At 68.5% G+C, this 15,795-nt stretch carries 12 protein-coding genes and 1 pseudogene; 7 read left to right on the top strand and 6 right to left on the bottom strand.

The features are described from left to right. Positions 1-427: 427 nt before the first annotated feature. On the bottom strand, positions 428-715 hold the full coding sequence (locus EAO73_RS28020; protein WP_147974315.1) for a DUF3303 family protein: 288 nt from the start codon (positions 713-715) through the stop codon (positions 428-430). Positions 716-835: 120 nt separating this feature from the next. On the opposite strand from EAO73_RS28020, the gene EAO73_RS28015 reads away from it, so the two are divergent. Both EAO73_RS28015 and EAO73_RS28010 read left to right on the top strand, forming a co-directional pair. Next, a complete protein-coding gene (locus EAO73_RS28015) occupies positions 836-1,120 on the top strand; it encodes a hypothetical protein (RefSeq protein ID WP_147974314.1) in 285 nt (94 codons plus the stop codon). Between the two features lie 364 nt (positions 1,121-1,484). Further along, positions 1,485-2,282: a hypothetical protein gene (locus tag EAO73_RS28010; RefSeq protein ID WP_147974313.1), complete on the top strand. Its 798-nt coding sequence runs from the start codon at positions 1,485-1,487 to the stop codon at positions 2,280-2,282. 316 nt (positions 2,283-2,598) lie between these two features. Here EAO73_RS28010 and EAO73_RS28005 read toward each other — a convergent pair whose 3' ends face one another. Next, on the bottom strand, positions 2,599-2,778 hold the full coding sequence (locus tag EAO73_RS28005) for a hypothetical protein (protein WP_147974312.1): 180 nt from the start codon (positions 2,776-2,778) through the stop codon (positions 2,599-2,601). Between the two features lie 544 nt (positions 2,779-3,322). Next, positions 3,323-3,511, bottom strand: coding sequence for a DUF4236 domain-containing protein (locus EAO73_RS28000; RefSeq protein ID WP_147974311.1), 189 nt, complete (start codon positions 3,509-3,511; stop codon positions 3,323-3,325). Positions 3,512-3,826: 315 nt separating this feature from the next. Between EAO73_RS28000 and EAO73_RS27995 the strand changes: the two genes are divergently transcribed. Both EAO73_RS27995 and EAO73_RS27990 read left to right on the top strand, forming a co-directional pair. Next, entirely contained in the window at positions 3,827-4,699 is an 873-nt protein-coding gene (locus EAO73_RS27995) for an oxygenase MpaB family protein (protein WP_147974310.1), read from the top strand. A 51-nt stretch (positions 4,700-4,750) separates the two neighbouring features. After that, positions 4,751-5,239, top strand: a complete 489-nt coding sequence (locus EAO73_RS27990) for an isochorismatase family protein (protein ID WP_147974309.1) — start codon at positions 4,751-4,753, stop codon at positions 5,237-5,239. A 736-nt stretch (positions 5,240-5,975) separates the two neighbouring features. Here EAO73_RS27990 and EAO73_RS27985 read toward each other — a convergent pair. Further along, positions 5,976-7,157: an epoxide hydrolase family protein gene (locus EAO73_RS27985; RefSeq protein WP_147974308.1), complete on the bottom strand. Its 1,182-nt coding sequence runs from the start codon at positions 7,155-7,157 to the stop codon at positions 5,976-5,978. Positions 7,158-7,259: 102 nt separating this feature from the next. Here EAO73_RS27985 and EAO73_RS27980 point away from each other — a divergent pair, with 102 nt between their 5' ends. After that, positions 7,260-7,835 (top strand): CGNR zinc finger domain-containing protein, encoded by a 576-nt coding sequence (locus EAO73_RS27980; protein WP_147974468.1) that lies wholly within the window; start codon positions 7,260-7,262, stop codon positions 7,833-7,835. Positions 7,836-7,928: 93 nt separating this feature from the next. Here the strand turns inward: EAO73_RS27980 and EAO73_RS37435 are convergent. Then, positions 7,929-8,069: pseudogene (locus tag EAO73_RS37435) on the bottom strand (helix-turn-helix domain-containing protein); the annotation flags it as partial. A 1,073-nt stretch (positions 8,070-9,142) separates the two neighbouring features. Beyond that, positions 9,143-12,619, bottom strand: coding sequence for a tetratricopeptide repeat protein (locus EAO73_RS27955; RefSeq protein ID WP_224756490.1), 3,477 nt, complete (start codon positions 12,617-12,619; stop codon positions 9,143-9,145). Between the two features lie 216 nt (positions 12,620-12,835). Here EAO73_RS27955 and EAO73_RS36870 point away from each other — a divergent pair, with 216 nt between their 5' ends. Both EAO73_RS36870 and EAO73_RS27940 read left to right on the top strand, forming a co-directional pair. Further along, on the top strand, positions 12,836-12,967 hold the full coding sequence (locus EAO73_RS36870) for a DUF1963 domain-containing protein (RefSeq protein ID WP_147971945.1): 132 nt from the start codon (positions 12,836-12,838) through the stop codon (positions 12,965-12,967). A gap of 410 nt (positions 12,968-13,377) precedes the next feature. Then, on the top strand, positions 13,378-15,708 hold the full coding sequence (locus EAO73_RS27940; protein ID WP_191134254.1) for a helix-turn-helix domain-containing protein: 2,331 nt from the start codon (positions 13,378-13,380) through the stop codon (positions 15,706-15,708). The last annotated feature ends 87 nt before the right edge of the window (positions 15,709-15,795 follow it).

The raw sequence follows: 15,795 nt of genomic DNA, 5'->3' as shown, positions 1-15,795 counted from the left end.
GACCTTGCGGCCGACTCTTGGCTGTGCACTTCCTGCCGCCCGAGCCATCCTGGCCCGCCGCCAAGCACGGCTACGTGTTCGACAAAGGCACGCTGGCTCCCGCCGGCCTGTCGGAGATCCGACTCGATCCCAATGAGCCCGGCACCCCGTCCACGGGCTCGGCCGTCGCTGCAGCCGTCCACCCGCGTTCGACCCCGGCGTCTGCAAGCAACGCAACACGGTCGAGCCCTGCATCGACAAGCTCAAGCAGCGCGCGGCCCGGCCACCCGTTACGAGAGGAGCGACGCCATTTACCGAGCGCGGGCTTGGCCCGGTGAGGGGACCAGGAACGCCGGAATGCCCCCGTGTTCGTCCGGTCCGGCGGCCGTCCGGTGAACGCCGTGCCCGGTCTGCGACGGAGGGCCCGAGCCGGTCCATGCTGCGCGAATCAGCCCTGTCGCAGCGCGGCGAGGCCCTTCTGCATGTCCTCGGTGTTCATGACCGGCTGGATCTCGATCTCCGCGCCCAGGCCCTCGAAGAGGGGCTCCGTGATGGAGGGCAGGAGCGAACTGTCCTGCATGTCGAAGACGAAGGTGCAGGCCCGCTTTCCCTCGCTGGGACCGAAGTACGCCGCCTCCGGCTTCAGCCGCTCCATGAGCGACTGCATGGTCTTCGGCAGGCTGCCGTTCTTGACCGCTTCGTTCGCGAGCTGGGGGTCCAGACGGGCTCGCAGCATGACCCTCATAAATTGGCTCCCTCCGTCACGCCGGGGCCGACGCGGATCCGTCCGCGCTCGCTGGTAGCCGGCGACGTCCCGCTCAGCGTCTCCGGAAGCGGTCGAGCCGGCCAACATCTCGTGCACCATCCGGGCTGCCGCAGCGTCCCCATTCCCGAGGACGTCGCTGATCTCCGCGCCCGCCTGCGGGAGCGTCCGGACGTCCTGGCCGACGACGCACCACTGGCCTCCCTCCGCATCGTCGCCGCCCTGGAGCCCACGATCACCGAGGTCTGCGCAGTCGCCGCACACACGGCCCAGGCCGACACGTCCTGGGACACGATCCCCACCGGCCTCGACCTCCCCGAGCTCGAGCCCGTACGCGGCTCCACCGCTACGCACGCAGCCCGGGACGCGATGCCCTGAACGAGGAGGGCGTTGTGCTCGGCGTTGTCGATGGCGAGTTGCCGGCGAAGCTTGGTGGCGATCCAGTCGGTGAGGTACTGGCAACGGTCGGGCTGATACGGGGGCATCCACTCGGCGGGGTCCTGGTCAGCGTTGGACCGGTTGGTCGCGGCGGTGACCGCGATCAGGGAGCGGTCCTCGTCGATGTCGTTCGCATACGCCTCGCGCTCGGCTGGCGTCCAGGTCCAGGCCCGACTGGCGGGGCGCGTCATTCCAACTGTGCGGTATTCGCCTTGGTGGAGCCGTTTGGTCATGGCTGTGACCGGAGCTTCGTGAACAGCTGATGGCCAGCAGGAACGAGTTCGGTACTGGTTGACTATCCGTCGTGACCGAGATGATCGAAGTACCAGATGCAGAGGGTGACTGGGAGCCTGCGGCGGAGCCCCGGGCAAGTGGGCGCAATCCGGTGCGGCAGGCCTCTATGTTCCAGAGCGCCACCTGGCCGTTGAGCTCTCTGGCGCTGCTCTCAGTGGACTTGGAGGCGGTGGCACGGCGGCTGAAGCTGAGCCTTGAGAGTTCGTGGGACGGGCACGGCCGTGTGCGGGCGGCGTTCTTTGTGCTGGACGGGACGGACTTCGTCGTCACCCACCATGAGGGGGATGCTCCGGGAACCCACGTGTGGACCCGCAAGGGTGGGCCTGTCGATCCAGCGGCCCGCACGGCAAGCCTTCTCGCTGCTCTTGGTGTGGGGCCGGAGACGGTCTCGTATTCCGTCTGGGGGGTCGGCACTGATCTGAGGCACGTGCCGGCTGCCTGGGGTCGCGGCCGGGGCAAGCCGGCGCGGTCACACCAGGATCTCTGGGCCCACTTCAGGAGGAGGCCGGAAATGTTCGTCGACCGTTTGAGTTTCGGGACGGTGGTCGCGTTCCTCAACGGCTACGACATCGCCTCCGACAGAGCCGTGCTGGATGGGTTCAGGGAGTGGCTCGCAGCCAAACTGGGATACGGCTGGAACCTGGTGTACTGGGCCTTGGCCGAGAACCTGATCTTTCCTGACGGGCGCCCCGAGAAGCCCTGGTCGCCCATGACTGAGCAGCATGCCGTGGCTGGCCTGATCAGTCTGATCGACGAGTACTTCGAAAACCTCGCCGGCGCTCCGGAGGAACCCCCCGAGATGGTCTGATCGAGTCTCCTGGACTCATCCCCCCGACTGAGCCCGGTACATCGGTAGAAGCCCACACCAGCTCCCACGGTTGCCCCAGATGCGACACCGTGGCGTTGTACCAGGATCTCGCGACGCACAAGGCACTGTCATCACATGGACGAGCGACAGCCGCACCTTCCCTACCAGGTCGGAGGCGATCACCGCACCCGGCGGCATGACGGAGCCGAGACAACTCTGCCCACGTCGAGCCCCAGCTATCGGCTAGCGGCGCGAGGTGGTAGTCCAGAGCACTGGGGGAGTCGACGTAGGTGTTGCTGTAAGGGCTGGTCCACTGTCAGCTGGTGAGTTTGCACCGTGCTCGCTGTTCCGGTGCGATGACGGCCTCGGCCAGGAGGACTTCGTCGCGGGTGTTGCAGCCGTTCTTGTCGGCGTCGATCCAGTGCTTGTAGTTGCTCCGTTCGTAGCCGGCGCGGCTATCGTCGGTGACGGGCAGGGCCTGCAGGGCGTCGGTCATGGGCAGGGTCAGGACGCTGCCCTTCTCGCCGATGGGCCCGGCTTCCGCGTGTGCGTGGGTGGTGAGAGCGGCGAGCGCGGCGGCGGCCGGCAGGGAGACGAGGATGCGTACGCGGGTCCTTTTCGAAGATCAGCACAGACGGTTCGTGCTCTTCGTGACGGCCTGGTGCCTGCATGGCGGGTCGATTTGCCGGGCGTTCACTCCGGAGCGTGGATGGTCAGACCGCTGCCGCGTCCCGGCATACACCGGGAACGGCTGCGGCTGAGTCCAGTAACCGGCTGGCGGGGGTGTCCGCGAGCTCGGGTTCTGACCGGGGTGAGGCTGCCTGTCCGGTTTGACTGCGAGGGCTCTGCGGGCGGGGTATGTGCCGGGGGCAGCGGGTGTTGAGTGATTGCCATGAAGACCGCGGTGGTGCTCGCCTTCGGCGAGGTGCAGCAGCCGCTCCAGTGCTGCTCGTGCGGCACGGTGGCGCAGGGCGCAGCGAAGCACGACACACGTGGCCCCGGCCCGCCCGGCCGGGGCCACGTGTGTCGTGCTTCGGTGGCTAGCTGCGGCTGGTTTTGCGCCAGCCGAAGGGCCCGGGGAGGTTCATCGAGGTTGTCCGGCGCCCGGTGCTGCTTCGCGTGTGGTGGGGCCCGTGCTTGCCTCCAGTTGTGATCGACCAGGACTTCCGGTTGATATTGAGGCGGACGCCGGGCAGGATCCTGAAGCTCTTGCGGAATGTCAGCGGCATGACGTCTCGCTTCCTCGGTGCCCGCCAGGGTTGGCGGTCCCACCAACGATGTGTACAAGGCCAGTTGGCTCTCCTGTGCCCCGTAGCGCGCGTTCGATGCTTCTCGGACTGTGGGCCTACGGGACCGATCACGACCTGGTGTTATGCGTCGGTATCTGCCAGGAGACACGCAGTCGGACCTAGTGACTTGAGTCGGAGATTCATCGTTAGTTGACCGCTTCCCCTGACCCGGGACGGTCGGAACATGACCGCGCAACGTAAGGGGCGCGGTGCTGAAGCTCGCGGCTGTCAGCCCTGCAGGCGCATACTGAGGTCATGACCTCGTTCGCCCGAGCGCTTCCGCACCTACGCGAACGTATGGGTAGTGCCGTTTTCGAGCGGGTCGCCGGCCCCATGGGGCCCGAGAACCGAGTTCGTATCCATCAGACACCTGGCCCGCGATGGTTCGGCGCCGGCCGCCCTGTTCGTAGGGTCCACGGCGACGCGTCGATGTTCATCGGCGGGCTGAGGGCTTTGCTGTTGCAGTCGCTGCATCCATTGGCGATGGCCGCTGTGGCCGCGCACTCCGGGTTTCGCGGTGATCCGTGGGGACGCCTCCAACGAACGAGCACGTTTCTCGCTGTGACCACCTACGGAACCTCCGAGCATGCCCGGGAAGCGGTCGAGCGAGTCCGCGAGGTCCACAGCCACGTGCGCGGCACCACTGCCTACGGTGATCCGTACGAGGCATCGGATCCTCATCTTCTCGGTTGGGTCCATGCAGCCGAAGCAGACAGCTTCCTCGTTGCTCACCAGCGTTTTGGTGCCGAGCCCCTCGACGCTGATGGCTGTGACGCCTACGTGGCAGATATGGCTCTGGTGGGAAGGGCGCTCGGAATAAGCGACCCCCCGACAACCCGACGAGAACTCGATGAGCGGCTCGCCGCCTATCGCAGCGAACTGCGCGGCACGAGAGAGGCGCGCGACGCCGCCCGCTTCATTCTGCTGCACCCGCCGCTCCCATGGGTCGCGCGAGCTCCGTATGCCGTTCTCGCGGCGAACGCGGTCGCCTCCCTCCCTCAGTGGGCGCAGACGTCCCTGGGCCTGCGTCGCCTCCCAGGGCCGGTGCAGGCGTGTGTGCCCCCGGCAGGTCACGCCCTGACCAAGACGATCCGGTGGGTCATGGCCGCACCCGACTCGACTTCGTAATTGCGCTCCGACGACGATTGCCCACCTGGAAAGGTCTTATGGTCTAGCGGTATGACAACCGCTCTGGTGCTGATCGATCTGATGCCGCGCATCATCGCGCTACCCCTGGCCCCGCACACGGGCGACGAGGTGCTGAAACGATGCCTGGAGCTCGCCAATGCCTTCCGTGCGCGGGGTCGGCCGGTGGTCCAGGTCCGCGTGGACCGGCCCAACGTCGTCGAGCAGCCGCCGGGCAGCGGCTTCGCGCCCGGTTTGGTGCAGCACGGCGATGTCGTACTGGTGAAGTGCAGCATCGGCGCGTTCGCGACCACGGACCTCGACGCCCAGCTGCGGGAGCTGAGCGTCGAAACGGTCGTCTTCGGCGGACTGGTCACCTCCATGGGCGTGGAGTCCACAGCCAGGGCCGCGAGCGATCTCGGTTACGAGGTCGAGTTCGTCGCCGACGCCATGTCGGGCATGGCGTCGGAGGAACACGACTTCGCGGTGGAGAGGATCTTCCCTCGTTTCGGTCGAGTCACCACGACGCAGCGCTATCTGTAGGTATCCACGCCCAGGCCCAACGAGCTCGTGCCACCAGCCCCGGAGCTGCCCCGTGATCCACCGCCGATGGGTGGGTTGAGCGCGGGCTGTGGTCGCGCTTGGGGAGCGGCCTGTCCGGCTGCTGTCGGGCCGGCCTGCTCGGCCCACCGGACCGCATTCGGCATCGCCAGTCCCGCAAGCAAGAAGACGCCACCCAGTGCCAGCCAGCCGGGACGCCCCAGTTGATGCAGAACAGGGCCAGGAAAGACGGCGCCAGAAAGCTCGCCAGGCCCGTGGCGGTGGCGTGCAGTCCGGAGTACTGGCCCTGCGGCTGGGCGGGCGCGAGTCCGAAGCTCAGCTTGAACGAGGCCGCCGAGGGCCAGAGTTCCCCAATGGTGTGCACGACAACACCGGCGACGATCAGTACGCCGGCGAGCCACGCGGGCATTCCCGCAGCGGCCGCGATCGCCGTCATGCCGAGCGTGGCCGGCCGCCGCCGTGGGCTTCACAGCCATGCGCCGCCGACGCAGCCACGCCTGATCACACACCACCACGGACCGCGTCCCGCCGTAGCGACGTACGCCGCCGGGACCGTGGGACGCGGACCGCCCTTCAGATCGGTGGGCACAGCGAGGCCGGACTCTTGTTCATGGACGACCTCGCCCTCGTCCGGGCGTGCTTGACCCATCTGTGGCGGGCAGTGACCCAGACAGTGTCCCAGCCGCGTTGACTCGGTTCAGGGCTCGTTTGCTGCTCATCAGCCGTTGGCGGTCAGGACTGCCGTCATGCCTGCTTGCAGGTCCTTGACGAAGTATTCCGGCGTTTCCAGCGACGGGAAATGGCCGCCGGCTTCGGCCGTCGTCCAGCGGACGATCTGCTGGTACCGCTGCTGTGCCCAGGTCCGTGGGCACTTTTCGATATCGCTGGGGTACGTGGTGATGGCTGAGGGGACGCCGACGCGGAGGTCGGGGTCGAGGGCGTTGACGCCGCCGTGGCTCTCGTAGTAAATGCGGGCTGCCGACGCACCGGTCCGTGTCAGCCAGTACAGGGTGACGTCATCAAGGAGTCGGTCGATCGAGATCCTCTCGAACGGGCTGTCGTCCGTGTCCGTCCATTCGGCGAACTTGTCGAGGATCCAGGCGAGGAGTCCGACCGGGGAGTCGACGAGCGAGTAGCCGATGGTCTGCGGTCGGGTTGCCTGCTGCTTCGCGTACGCCGAGCGGTGGTGCCAGAAATCGCGGGTCTCCTCGGCCCACTGGCGTTCGGTCGGCGCCAGCCCATCGGTGGTCAGCCCGGGTGGCGCCTGGGCAAGCGTGGTGTGGATGCCGAGAACCTGGGCGGGGAACCTGCCGCCGAGGACGGTGGTGATCACGCCTCCCCAGTCGCCGCCGTGGGCTGCGAACTTTTCGTAGCCGAGCCTGCGCATGAGTTCCACCCAGGCGGCGGCGATCTTTCCGACCCCCCACCCTGCGGCGTCCGGTTTGTCGCTGTAGCCGAAGCCCGGCAGTGACGGGGCCACGATGTGGAACGCCGGCGCATTGACATCCTTCGGGTCCGCCAGTTCATCGGCGACGTCGATGAACTCGGCGACGCTGCCCGGCCAGCCGTGGGTGAGGGCCAGTGGTGTGGCATCCGTTCGAGGTGATCGGCGGTGAAGGAAGTGGATTCCCAGGCCGTCGATGGTCGTGCGGTACTGGCCGATCGCGTTCAGGCGGTCCTCGAAACACCGCCAGTCGTACCCGGTGCGCCAGTAGTGGACGACATCGATGAGGTCGGAGAGCGGTACGCCCTGGTCCCACCGGTGCGGGCCCGGCGCGGCGCGGCGCACCGTCTCGGTCTCCGGCAGCCGCGCCGCGGACAGGCGCGCGCGCAGGTCGTCGAGTTCGGCGTCGGTGGTGCGGGATGTGAATGCGTACACGTCATCGGTGGGGCGAGACATGGGACCTCCTGGTCATCGCGTACCGGCAGCATCCCAGTGCGAACCGGCAATGACGGTTCTAGCGTGTCCTTGTACCTGCGCGCAACCGGCTATGGTGGTTCGATGCCTGCTGAGTTCCCCCACTTCCGCCTCGGAGTCGTACTGGCGACCAGCTTCACGGGGACCTTGTCCGAGCGGCATGGCGAGGCCGTGGAGCGCATTCCCGCGCCGCGACGACTCGTCGACTGGCTGGCGATCTACGGCCTCGATGTGCGCTCCTGCACTCCCGAGCAGCTCGACCTCGCTCGGGAGTTGAGGGAGTCGATCCACGCGGCCGCGACCGCAGCCGCGCTCCAGGACCCGCTGCCCGCCTGCGCTGTCCGCATCCTCAACGACCGCAGCAGACAGGGCCGGGCCACCGCGATGCTGACACCTGAGGGCAAGCGCCGCTGGCAGCTGCAACCAGCCTCCGCGCTGGAGGATGCTCTGGGCGTGATCGCCGCCGACGCGATCGCCATCGTCGCCGGTGAACGGGACGGGCGGCTGGCCCTCTGCGCCTCACCGACCTGTCGAGCCGCCTTCTTCGACACCAGTAGAAGCCGCACCCGCCGGTGGTGCGACATGAACACCTGCGGGAACCGTCAGAAGAAGGCACGCTTCCACGCAAACCAGAGCAGAAGCGCCACAGTGACAGAATAATTACTGCCGTCGCGACGGCCAACTCCCGTGTCGAATCGCGCATATCGGTACTGCTGGTGCAAGAGATCGGCAGGGCCCGTTGGACCCCCTGTCCCTGCTGGAACGGTCGCTGATTCCCGTGACGCCGAGCTGCCGGTAGCCGCGGGCCCAGCAGGCGGTGGTGGTGTGGCTGACCTGGAAACGCTCTGCCGCCCGCCGCACGGGCCATCCGTTCTCGACGACGCAACGCGCCATGCCCACTCGTGCAGGTTGACGATGCGCGCCTGGCGTCCTCGAACGGGAACACCCTGTCGAGGACCGGCTCTGAACGCCTCTGTCACGGCGGCGAAGGAGAAGCGGGGCGAGAGTGGCGAGGGCGCCACCGTCCATGACATCCGGCCCCGCAAGAAGAGCCTCGCGAAAAAGCCGGCGGCCAAGAAGACCGCGACGAAGAAGACCACAGCCTCGAAGAGGACGGCGGAAAAGCGTTCCGCGTCCTGACCCTGCCCGGGCGGCGCAGTCCCCGCAGGGCAAGAGCGCGCCCTCGTGCGAACGCCCCGGCTGGAGTTTGAACCATACCCGCTCCCGTTCCTGGGCGGCTTGCTGCCATTCCTGCTCTTCCTGGGCTTCGAGCTCGCGCACACGCTGGTCGGCGCAGCGCAGTTGCCACGCGAGGTACTCCCGCGTGCCACGCCACTTGTCCAGCGGGGATATGGAGCCGGAGCCGGCCACGGTGTTCAGCACGTCTCGCCGTCGGGCTGTGCTTCGTGGGCGTGCTTGAGCGCCGTCCGTGCCCTTCACGGCGCCTTCGCTGAACGTTGCCCAGTCCAGGTGCGTGGTCACGGAGGCGCTGAGCCCGAGGAGCTCGGCACGGAATTTCTTGACCTGTTCGTGCTGTTCGGGGGCGTAGCCGGGGCTGTCGGGCTTGGCGGTAGCTGGAGTGCAGTTGCTTGCCCGCCTCTCACCCGGGCATCGATTCGGCCGACCACGGCAGGTCCTGGCGAACTGCCCGTAGGCGGCACGGGCGCGGTGGAGGGCGAGCGGGGTGTCGCGCAGGACCTGGGGGAAGTCGTACGTGGACACCATTGAATAGTGTGAATGCTCGAATGCGGTTTGCGAGGGCACGCCGCCACTGTCGGGATGGATCACCCGGACGGCTGTTGTCGGAGCACCGGCTGCGGCCCGCCCCCGGCAACCACCTGCACTCGTCGCACCTGCCCCCGACTGCGCCCGGCCTCCTGCTGGTGCTGTCCCTTCAGTACCCAGGACAACGCTTGGTACGACGGCCGAATCGAAGGGGGAGCGGCGAAGAAGCAGGGGGTGACCTTCTACTGCGGAAGGGACCTGAGCCAAGCGGCGATGTCCAGTGAACGTTGTAGATACGGGTCAAACCGCGTCTGGTTGGTTACGGCGAGGGTGCGGTAAATGCGTACGGCTTCCTCTATCGCGAGCAGGCCGTCCGCCGGACGCCCGACCTCTCCCAGCCGGATGGACTGGTTGCTCAGGGACATGGCGAGGCCGGGCAGGTGGGCCTCTGGGCTGGCCTGGGCGAGGGTGCGGCGGATGCGTACGGCTTCTTCGGTGGCGTCCAGGCTCTCTGCCCGCCGCCCTACTTCCCCTAGCCGGCCGCCCAGGTTGTTCAGGGACATGGCGAGGCCGGGCAGGTGGGCGTCTGGGTTGGCTTGGGCGAGAGTGCGGTGGATGCCTACGGCTTCTTCGACCGCCTCCAGGCATTCCACCTGCCGCCCGACGTTCCCCAGCTGGACGGACAGGCTGTACAAAGAGGCGCCGAGTTCGGGCAGGTGAGCATCTCTGTTTGTTTCGGCGAGGGTGCGGCGTATATGCACGGCCTCCTCGATCGAGTTCAACCCCTCTGCCGGTCGTCCGGCCTTCGCAAGATAGTTGGACATGTTGTTCAGGGACGTGGCGAGGTCGGGCAGGTAGGTGTCCGGGTTGGTTTCGGCGAGGGTGCGGCGTATGTGCACGGCCTCCACGACGGCATCGAGACCTTCGGCCAGTCGTCCCGCCTCATCCAGGTCGACGGAGAGGTTGTTCAGGGATGTGGCGAGGTCAGGGAGGTGGGCGTCTGGGTTGGTTTCGGCGAGTGCGCGGCGTATCCGGACGGCTTCCTCGATCGCGTTCAGCCCTTCGGCCGGTTGTCCAGTGTCTCCCAGCCGGATGGACAGGTTGTTCAGGGACATGGCGAGGTCAGGGAGGTGGGCGTCTGGGTTGGATTCGGCGAGCATGCGGTAGTGGCGGACGGCTTCCTCGATCGCCTTCAGCCCCTCGGCCGGTCGTCCAGTGTCCCCCAGGTCGGTGGACAGGTTGTTCAGGGACATGGCGAGGTCAGGCAGGTAGGCGTCCGGGTTGGATTCGGCGAGCATGCGGTAGTGGCGGACAGCTTCCTCGATCGCGTTCAGCCCCTCGGCCCGCCGCCTCATGTCCCCCAGCTCGGCAGAGAGGTTGTTCAGGGACATGGCGAGTTCGGGCAGGTGGGCGTCTGGGTCGGCTTCGGCGAGCATGCGGTAGTGGCGGACGGCCTCTTCGATCGCGTTCAGGCCCTCGGCTCGCCGCCCCACCTTCCTCAGGTCTACGGCGAGATTGTTCAGGGATCTGGCGAGGTGGGGCAGGTGGGCGTCTGGGTTTGTTTCGGCGAGGGCTCGGCGGATGCGGACGGCTTCTTCGATCGCGTTCAGTCCCTCCACCTGCCGCCCCGCGTTCCCCAGACGGACGGAGAGATTGTTCAGGGACGTGGCGAGATCACTCAGGTGGGCGTCCGGGTTCGCCTCGGCGAGGGCGCGGCAGTGGTTGGTGATGGCCTGAGAGAGGTTGACGGCGGTGCGGGAGAGGCGCTGGCTGGAGTGCGGGAGCCGGTTATACAGGGTGGCGAGGTCGCCGGGTTCGACGGTGGGGTCGGTGGCGAGGGTGTTGAGAGCGGTGATGAGGGGTTGGGGGTGGTCGGCCTGGATGGCGGTGGTGATGACGTGGGAGGCGAGCCGTGCTGGCAGGTGTGTGCACAGGTGGGTGAGGTGGATGTCGAGGCGGCCGTCGAAGACCGGGTGGGCGGCGGCACGGCTGTAGACGGTCAGGAGCTGGGCCGTCTGCACGTCGTCGGCGCCGCTCATCAGGTGTTGGGCGAGGGCGGGGTCGGAGTCCAGGACGCGTCCGATGTGGCGTTCGGCGAGCCGGTCGGGCTGGAGGGCGCCCCATGGCCGGGCCGGCGCGGCGGGCGGGTAAAGAGCGCCGATCCAGGCGGTCATCTGGTCGCGCCGATCGCGTGGCTGATCGCCCAGAGCCGGAATCCTGCACCAGGTGTGATCGGCCTGTTCCCGGTCAGCGGCGCCCGCCAAGTGGGCGGCGGCCAGGGCCGTTTCCAGCGTGCCGCCGCTCAGTGCTGGATCGAGGCCGCGTGCTGTGGCGCTTTGCTGCCAGTAGCGGCGTTCGTGCCCCAGCAGCCGGTCCTCCACGCCCTGCGCCCGCTCAGCCGTCGGCACCGCCGCCGCGTTACCCCTGGCTGCGGCGTCGAGGAGGTCGGCGAGGGCGGTCATCTGCAGCGTCAATGCGTTGGCGAACGCGCCCTGGTCGAGTCTCGGGGGCGGTAAGGCGTCGGCGACGGCGGGCCAGTCGTGTCCGGCCAAGCCGCGCACGCGGGGGAGGGCGTCGGCCAGGGCGCGGGCGGCGGTGCGGTAAGCCTGTGCGCGCGGTTCCGGAGCTTGTTCCAGCGGCGCCAGCAGCACGGAGGGCGCATCGTCGAGGTAGTCCTCGGCAAGGCGGGAGGCGTGCCTGGCCTGGGCCCACCAGTCGCCGTCGGTGCGGGCCAGCAGCAGCACCTTGAAGGGGGTGGCGCCCGGGTGGTCGGCGGCGGCTTCGATGAGCGCGGTCAGCTGTCCGGTGCGGGCCTCGGCGTAGTCGAGGACGATCAGCAGCGGCTTGACCACATCCCGCAGCTCGCGCAGCTGGGCAGCGTCGGCATCGGAGCGGGGCCACAGTACGGCCCAGCTGTCGGCGCCCAGGAGGCCGGTCAGGTGGTGGGCGAGGCGGGTCTTGCCCTGCCCGCCGGGCCCGTGCAGCAGCCACGCCCCGAACCCGCCCCGGCCACACCACGCGAGCAGATCGGTGAGCAGCTCGTCCCGGCCGTGGAACGGCACCGTCTGCCAGCCTGCCTGGAGCAGGACCGCGGGCGACGCCGCCCCCGCCCCGCCTCTGCCGGTCGGGGTGTCGGCCAGGTGCTGGAACTCCACCGCCTCCAAGCCGGTGGCAGGTCCGCCGTGTTCAGCCAGCGCCGCGCGGAACGCCGGATCGTGATGCAGAACGTAGGCCGGGACGACGGTCAGCTGGCCGTGGCCGGAATGCGCCCGGTCGGAGGCCACCACTCCCGTCAGCAGCCGGTCGCAGAACACAGCTGCCCCGGACAGTCCGCCCCAAGGGGAGGTGCCGTCCTGGGACCACTGCGGAGGGTGCTGGAGCAGGTCCATCACGTACTGGTTGCCGACGAACCCGCTGCCCGGATTGATCCGCCCTTCCGCCTGGACGGCTTCTACCGGACGTCCCGGCCGCTGGGCAACGTCGGGCACACCCCATGTCCGGCACGCCGTGCCGGGCTCGTCGGTGATCATCCGCCCCCAGTGCACCATCCCCGGCCAGGACCATGAGGGTCCGTCGTCGAGCAGGACCAGTGCGGCGTCGTCCCGCCCCCCGGGCGTGCCGCACCACACCACCCGCCCGCCACACACGCCGTCACGGCCGGGCCGGAACACCTCGACCCGCTCACCGGCCCCCGCTGCGACGTGCGCGGACGTCAGCACCAGACTCCCGCCCGACGTTGCCCAGCGGCCGGGACGTCCGGTAGAAGCCGTCCAGGCGGAAGGGCGGATCAATCCGGGCAGCGGGTTCGTCGGCAACCAGTACGTGATGGACCTGCTCCCCTGCGGGAGGAGGCGGTCCGCGAACTCAGGGACGCCCCGGAGCGGTTCGACGAGGTCTACGACCGGGCATGGCGGGAGCTGCCCGGACAACCGCTGTTGCACCTCGCGACCTTCAACATGGAGTCGCTCCAGTACGACTGGATGGACGGCGACATCAGCTGGTTGATCAGCCGCGACGACCTTCACGCCAGACGGTTCGACAAGGTCGAGCACTACTGGTTGGGCTGACCCCTGCGGTTCGGCCGGTCCCGGGGGCCTCACGAGCACCGCGTGATCACGACATCACACAGCCCCTAGTACGGGCTCGCCTGGACGAAGAGCGGCGCCGTGTCGATCACGATCAGCGCGGTGCGCGCCGGGTCGAGGCGCGGTAGGCGTGCCTCCTACCGCGCCTGGCATCCTGCCGGGCGTACTCCCGGCGTTCGATCTGTCACTCGTGCATCGCGGCTGGTGGGGGCGGCCATCAGAGCCCGGTGCGCGAGTACTAATGTCAAGGGCAGTGAATTGCCCATCTTCGTCCGGTGTGCTCATGAGAGCGCTTCGCTCCTCATGAGCACACCATCGTCGATGCAGCCGCAGTTCGTTTCCGGCGGATCCACGAGGAAGGCTAGGCCAGCATGGTTCGGGACGGTCACCCGGTGACGGTCTCTTCTCTCGGCAGGTTGGTACGTCGGCTGCGGCTCGCACGGGCGCTCACGATCGAGCAGCTCGCGGAGGCTTCCGGGGTGTCCGTGCGCGCGATCAGTGACATGGAGCGGGGCCGCAGCACGAAGCCCAGGCACGGCACCGTCGCCGCGCTGATGCAGGGCCTCCGGCTCGGAGAAGCGGAGGCCGAGGAATTGCTCGTGGCCGCGCGTGCCGACCGCAGCGAGAGGGCAGCCGACGTGTCCGCGCCCACCGCGCATTTTGCTCCGCTGCCTCGAGGCATCCGCGACTTCGTCGGGCGCGAAGGCGAGTTGAGGGTGCTGGGTGACCTGATCGAAGAGGGCGCTCGCTCTGGTGCGGTGCCCACAGGGACCGCACCGCCTCTGCCGCCGGTGGCCGTGGTGTCCGGGGTGCCCGGGAGCGGCAAGACGACCCTGGCACTCCGTCTTGCCGAGGAGCGGCGCTCGGACTTTCCCGACGGCGCCTTCTTCATCGACCTGCGTGGCCTGGAGGACCGGCCTCCGACTCCGGACGAGACGGTCGTCCGGCTGCTGAACGCCTGGGGGGTCGACGACGCGCAGGTTGGCCGGCTCACCGGTGAGGAACGGCTGGCGCTCTATCAGTCCACCGTCGCCGGGCTGCGTGCCGTTCTGGTTCTGGACAATGCCGGCCATGAGGCACAGGTCAGGGCGCTCCTCCCGGCGGAGGGGCGGATGCTCGTCGTGGTGACCAGCCGCCGGCCGCTGGCCGGGCTGAGCGGTGTGCACCGCCTGGAGCTGGGAACGCTCGCCGGATCTGAGTCCACCGCTTTGCTGCGGGCGGTCGTGGCCGACGGCCGGGTCGATGCCGACCCGGACTCGGCGGCCCGGGTGGCCGGACTGTGCGGCCACCTCCCGCTGGCCCTGAGGGTCGCGGCGAACTGGGCGGCGACGCGCTCCGGTTGGACCCTGGGACGGCTCGCGGATCGGCTCGCCGACGAGGACCGCCGGATGGATGCCCTCAGCGCGGGCGATCTGGGAGTCGCCTCGGCGTTTCACCTGTCGTACTCCCGCCTCGCTCCCGAAACGGCGCGTGTGTTCCGCCTGCTGTCGCTGATTCCCGGCGGGGACTTCAGCATTCCGTACGCAGCCGTGCTCGCGGAGACGAGTGTGGTGGAGGCGGAGGACACGTTGGAGGAGTTGCTGGAGGCCGGGCTCCTGATGACGTCGGTTGGGGATCGCTACCGCTTGCACGACCTGTTGCGCCTGTATGGGCGCGCACGGAATCGCGACACGGACGACGAGGCGGTTTCGGTGGCTGCTGCCGCCCGGTTGCGCGGGTGGCTCCTGGATACGGTCGCCGCTGCCGCGCAGGTCGCCACTGGAGAGGAGGAGGCCCGGGAAGGCAGCGACTCGACGGCGTCGCCTGAACACTTCCGTACCCGTGAGCAGGCCCTGGAGTGGCTGCGTGCAGAGAGCGACAACTGGCTCGCGGCGCTGCGGCAGGAAACCGAGCAGCAGGATCCCGGACGGGTGGTCGTGATCGCGTTCGCCGTCGAGGGCGTGTGCAACTCCTGGATTTCCTGGGGGCACTGGTCGGAGGTGTTTGCCCTCGGCGCCCGTTCAGCCGAGGCGACGGGCGATCTCGATGCCCAGGCCGGATGCCTGAGCATGCTTGCCTGGGTGCGCTGGCAGTGCCACCGCCGACACGAGGAAGCGCTCGAGGCCGCCATCTCCGCGCTGGCCATCGCGTCCGCGTGCGGTTCCCTCGGCCGGCAGGCGGAGGCATACATGTATCTGGGCTGGCTGCGCGATGTCGTGAACGATGTGGTGCCCGCCGTCGAGGACATCGCGCAGGCCATGGATCTCTTCTTGCGTGCGGGCGACACTCGCCGGTATCTCCAAGCGGCGAATATGAACATCACAGTGCTGCGCAAGGCCGGCCGCGGGCAGGAGGCGATCGAGACGCACCACGCGGTGATGGGCTCACTGGCGCAACTGCCGGGCGGGGTACATGACCCGCGCTACGCCGTCACTGTCCGCATCTCCCGATACCACGTCGCTTTCGTCTACCTGAATGAGAGCCGGTGGGAAGAGGCGGCCGCAGTACTGGCCGGGCTGGAACAAACGTACGCGAACAGCGGATTCCACCTCGCGACGACCAAGATCCACCTGTACCGGGGCCACTGCCTGGCCCATCTCGGCCGGGCAGCGGAGGCGGAAGGCGACTACCGGGCCGTGCTGGGGCTGGGCGATTCCGCTCCGCTTGAACTTCGGGAGGAGGCGCGGGCGGGTCTGGCCGGACTCAGTACGGGCGCTCTGCCCTCCCGCACTGCTTTCGAGTAGGGCGCCTGGGCGAAGGAGCGGACAGGCAGTTCCAAACCGCCTGGTGTCTGCCTGGTTACCGCAGTGGCGGCTTGGTTGGCTGGGATT

It is taken from the genome of Streptomyces sp. col6 (assembly GCF_008042035.1).
Classification (GTDB): Bacteria; Actinomycetota; Actinomycetes; order Streptomycetales; family Streptomycetaceae; genus Streptomyces.
This window is presented reverse-complemented; position numbering and strand designations above follow the sequence as displayed.